This is a genomic window from Methylobacterium phyllostachyos (assembly GCF_900103445.1).
Classification (GTDB): Bacteria; Pseudomonadota; Alphaproteobacteria; order Rhizobiales; family Beijerinckiaceae; genus Methylobacterium; species Methylobacterium phyllostachyos.
Window position 1 is genome coordinate 1 of the sequence record NZ_FNHS01000040.1, and the last position, 3,815, is coordinate 3,815.

The 3,815-nt window shown below is 63.5% G+C and carries 7 protein-coding genes; 6 read left to right on the plus strand and 1 reads right to left on the minus strand.

Annotation, left to right across the window (positions count from 1 at the left end; translation table 11 throughout):
- Positions 1-160: 160 nt before the first annotated feature.
- Both BLQ49_RS28690 and BLQ49_RS28695 read left to right on the plus strand, forming a co-directional pair.
- Positions 161-640, plus strand: coding sequence for a hypothetical protein (locus BLQ49_RS28690; protein WP_091723068.1), 480 nt, complete (start codon positions 161-163; stop codon positions 638-640).
- Between the two features lie 49 nt (positions 641-689).
- Entirely contained in the window at positions 690-1,367 is a 678-nt protein-coding gene (locus BLQ49_RS28695) for a DUF3102 domain-containing protein (RefSeq protein ID WP_091723071.1), read from the plus strand.
- Between the two features lie 11 nt (positions 1,368-1,378).
- On the opposite strand, the gene BLQ49_RS28700 is transcribed toward BLQ49_RS28695, so the two are convergent.
- Entirely contained in the window at positions 1,379-1,747 is a 369-nt protein-coding gene (locus BLQ49_RS28700) for a hypothetical protein (protein ID WP_091723073.1), read from the minus strand.
- 605 nt (positions 1,748-2,352) lie between these two features.
- Here BLQ49_RS28700 and BLQ49_RS28705 point away from each other — a divergent pair.
- The 4 genes from BLQ49_RS28705 to BLQ49_RS28720 are packed head-to-tail and all read left to right on the plus strand — an operon-like array spanning position 2,353 to position 3,694.
- Complete coding sequence (locus BLQ49_RS28705) at positions 2,353-2,583, plus strand: hypothetical protein (protein ID WP_244507810.1); 231 nt, start codon at positions 2,353-2,355, stop codon at positions 2,581-2,583.
- On the plus strand, positions 2,580-2,831 hold the full coding sequence (locus tag BLQ49_RS28710; RefSeq protein ID WP_091723079.1) for a hypothetical protein: 252 nt from the start codon (positions 2,580-2,582) through the stop codon (positions 2,829-2,831). Before BLQ49_RS28705 ends, BLQ49_RS28710 begins: the two co-directional genes overlap by 4 nt.
- A gap of 60 nt (positions 2,832-2,891) precedes the next feature.
- Positions 2,892-3,329, plus strand: a complete 438-nt coding sequence (locus BLQ49_RS28715; protein WP_091723081.1) for a DUF5681 domain-containing protein — start codon at positions 2,892-2,894, stop codon at positions 3,327-3,329.
- Positions 3,326-3,694, plus strand: coding sequence for a hypothetical protein (locus BLQ49_RS28720; protein WP_091723084.1), 369 nt, complete (start codon positions 3,326-3,328; stop codon positions 3,692-3,694). The genes BLQ49_RS28715 and BLQ49_RS28720 overlap by 4 nt, the downstream gene beginning before the upstream one ends.
- The last annotated feature ends 121 nt before the right edge of the window (positions 3,695-3,815 follow it).

The window sequence follows — 3,815 nt, forward strand, 5'->3', positions numbered from 1 at the left end:
CATCGGACGGCTTATCGACACCGTCACCCCAGACGAGTGCGCCAACTTCTTTGCTGCGGCAGGCTACGATCCAGATTAAAACGAAAATGCTCTAGCGGCGCCAACGGCACAAACGGCACAGGGGGGTAAGATAAATTCGGACGCGCGCGAGATCGGGCGCTTGTTCGAGGAGATGACCACCCCGATGCTCGATCACCTCGTGGAGGTGGCCGATCGGGCGAAGGTCCGCGGGACTATCGTGGCGTCTGATCAGAGGCGCCGATCAAAGCGCACCAACAAGCATATCGTGACCGCGTTCACGATCTCCGCCATCTCGCGCTGCGTGAAGGCCAGCGCGGGACCGCTGGTGAGCCTGGAAGACAAGCTCGACATCACGCCCCCGCACAAGCGGTCCGTCAGAGCCGATCTGCTTGGCCGCGAGGCGCACACGATCATGGGCTGCGGAGGCAACTGGCCTTGTTGGATCGCAGTCGTGGAAGGCGATCAACGAGGCCGTGGCTACCCAGCCAATCCCGATTCCTTTGACGCCTGGTTCAGGGGTTGGACCACGACCAAGGGCATCGTGGTCGTCGGCGACTGGCGCGAGGAGGCGCGGAACGACGGTGCGCTGGAGTGGCTGAAGCGCGCGGCGGCCGAGTGACTGCGCTCGGGCGCAGCAAGCACCTTTCATCAGCAACGGAGGATTCGTGATGACCCATTCCAATATCGCCGGTGCGATCAATGCGGCCCATGCCGGCGTGGAGGCCGCCAAGCGCGAAGGAGCCCGCTACGCCGTTGAGTGCGGTAGGTTGCTGGCCCAGGCCAAGGACACCGTCCCGCATGGCGGCTGGGACGCGTGGCTTCGATTAAACACCACCGTCTCGCCCAGGACGGCGCAGCTCTACATGCGGATCGCCCGGCACGTCGATGGCGATCCGGCAAAAGCGCAACGCGTTGCGGGTTTGAGTGTGCGGGAGGCGGCGGCCGAGGCGACCGGACCTAAGCGGACTACTGCATCTCGGAAGCTCCTGTCGCCCGAGGCCGAGCACGACTTCACCGAGCTGAAGCAGATTTGGGACGAAGCCAAGGACAAGCCTGATTGGCAGGAAGGGGCAGCCCGCGAGCTATTCCGCATCGGCTACATCACTAAGCCGCAGCGCAACGACATCATCCGCGGCGTCTGGGCCAAGCACTATGCTCACCTGACCGATGCCGATCGGAAAGATGCTGCGAAGCGCGCGGCCGAAATGCTGGTCGAAAGGATTCCGCGGGAAACCCTGCTCAAACTCATCCCACGGCTCAAGCACGTCCCGGCCAGCGATATCGCTATCGCCATGGGAGACGTGCAGGAGGATCGGAAACGCCGGGCAGCCGAAGGTTTGGCGTAACCGTCCGACGATTAGATACCGACGCTGGCCGCGCCGGCGTCTGCCGCCTGCTTGACGGTAGCACATTTGCGAAGCGCTGCAGCTATCGCGGCCGATGCTGTGTCGATCGCTTCGGCCCGCTCGTCGCCGAAGTCACGCGTGCAGTTCGTGCCCGCGCCCGGCCGTGCGTGATAGTTGTCCGGGAAGCTGTTGCCCATCCGAGTCTTCAGCATCATCGTGGCGGCGCGGTAATCGGCGTCGAAATTTCTACTCTTGTCCGCAGGTTGATCCTCGTGCACTCTGACTTCACGAACTCTCGGCATGCCGGAGCTTTTCTGCCCTCGGTCTTTACCGGTGATGAGCTCGATCACCTTGGTGAGCAGCCAACCGATCGCGTTCATTAGGGCGTCCTGAGCGGGCAGCAGTGGACGCGCCCCGTCGAACGGGTTAACGCATCCCAGCGGCCTTCGGACTCAGAGTTGGCGCCATGACGCCTTCCGATCGGCAGCTCACTCCATCTGAGCGCGGTCTTCGTGATCGTCTCCGGCTTGCTGGTCCATCGCTGATCTCCGTCGCCGACAGTTCAACCGATCACGACCGGATCAGGTCGCGCTCATCCACAGGAGGCCGTCATAGTTATCGAAACCTTAAGGCCGTGATGAGGTGAGAGGACACGCGCTCGCATCATCGAAATGCTCAGAAAAAAGCTGGCCGCGGTCGTTGTCGCTTTAGCAAGGCGATGGATTGAACACAGATAAACCGATATACACAAGCGCATACAATGACTTAGCGCGCCAACCGCGCTATCTTTGTCCAACAGATGTCCCATAAGGCTGTTGGATCGGTGGCAGATAGCCCGCACATTGGTTGCCCTTCGCCGGCACATCGCAGCCGTGTCACGAACGGCTCGGCGTTGCTGAGGATGGCGGACGGCCGCTCGGCCTGGGCGCGGCGCATGCGGGACCTCATGGCCCTGCACCTATCCGACTTGGGCGGGGAGGGCGCTGTGTCTGCCGCGGAGAAGTCGCTGATCCGCCGGGCGGCGACTCTCACCGTCGAGCTAGAGCGAATGGAGGAGCGGTTCGCCACGGACGGCGAGGCCGACGCCGATGCCCTTGACCTCTACAGCCGCACCTCCGGAAACCTGCGCCGGCTGCTGGAGGCCATCGGCCTGACGGGCCGCGCTCGCGACGTCACACCTGCCCTCTCTACCTGCATTGAGAGGCGGCTGACATGAGGGACTTGAACGTCCGCCTTCAGAAGCTGGAGAGGGCCATCCGTCCACAGCAGCACCGTAAGGTTCGGCAGTTCGCAATCGAGGGGTCGAAAGGTTTGCCGTTGGAAGCTGCCGAAGCCTTCCTCCGAGAGTGTGGCCACGTCATCAAGGATGAAGATCACAACATCATTCGGATCATCATCGGCGCCGAGAACGGGCGGCCCGTCGACCTGCCGCTGAAGGATATCACGGCGAGGTGCGGGCGATGAAGATGCGGCCTGTATTCAGCCTGTTTTTACAGGGCACGGCGCTGCAGGAGGCGACGACCGATGCCCCGTGAAGAGACGCAGTTCGGGGCAGGCCAGAGCGGCAACCCGAGCGGTCGGCCCAAAGGGTCGCGCAACCGCACCACCCAAGCGGTCGAAGCCATTCTGGACGGTGAAGCCGAGACCCTGACCCGCAAGGCTGTCGAGATGGCTTTGGGCGGAGACGGTCCGGCGATGCGGTTGTGCCTCGACAGGCTATGCCCGCCCCGGAAGGATAGGGCCGTCACGTTCGACCTGCCGAGGATTGAGACGACGGCGGACCTCACCCGGGCGACCCGAGCCCTGCTGCAGGGCGTCGCGGACGGCGAGATCACCCCGGCCGAGGCAAGCGAGATGTCCAAGCTGGTCACCGCGCACATCGAGGCGGTGAAGGTCGTCGACCTCGCCGCCCGGGTCGTCGCCCTGGAGGAAACCAAGGAAGCCGCGGGAGGCAGACGATGAAGGACGCCCTGATGGTGCGGATTCGCCGACTGGAAGCCCAGACCGTGCTGCCGTCAACCGGAAAGCACCTCACCTTCCGGATTGAGGCCCCGCACGGGACGTCGGGAGAGAAAATCATCACCTTCCTGCACGAGCGCGGGCACGCCATCCACGAGGGTGACGACGTGTTCCTGATGAATGTCGGCGCCTACGAAATCGCTGAGGGCGAGCCGCCACGGGACCTATCCCCCACCCTGTTGACGGAAGAGATGCGGGCCGCTGCGCCCGCCAGCGGGACATGGCCCAAGGGACGTGGCTGGTTCACGTTCGAGCTCGACAGCCCGGGGCTGCACGAACAGTCGAGCGAAGCGCGCTTCGTTTTCTAAATCTAATCTTCAGATGGAACCCAGACATGCCGAGGCGCCAAGCCCGAGTAACCATCAAGGCCGAACCGCAGACGGATGAGGACGGCAAGGTCATCGGTCCCCCGAACCCTGGACGGGACGA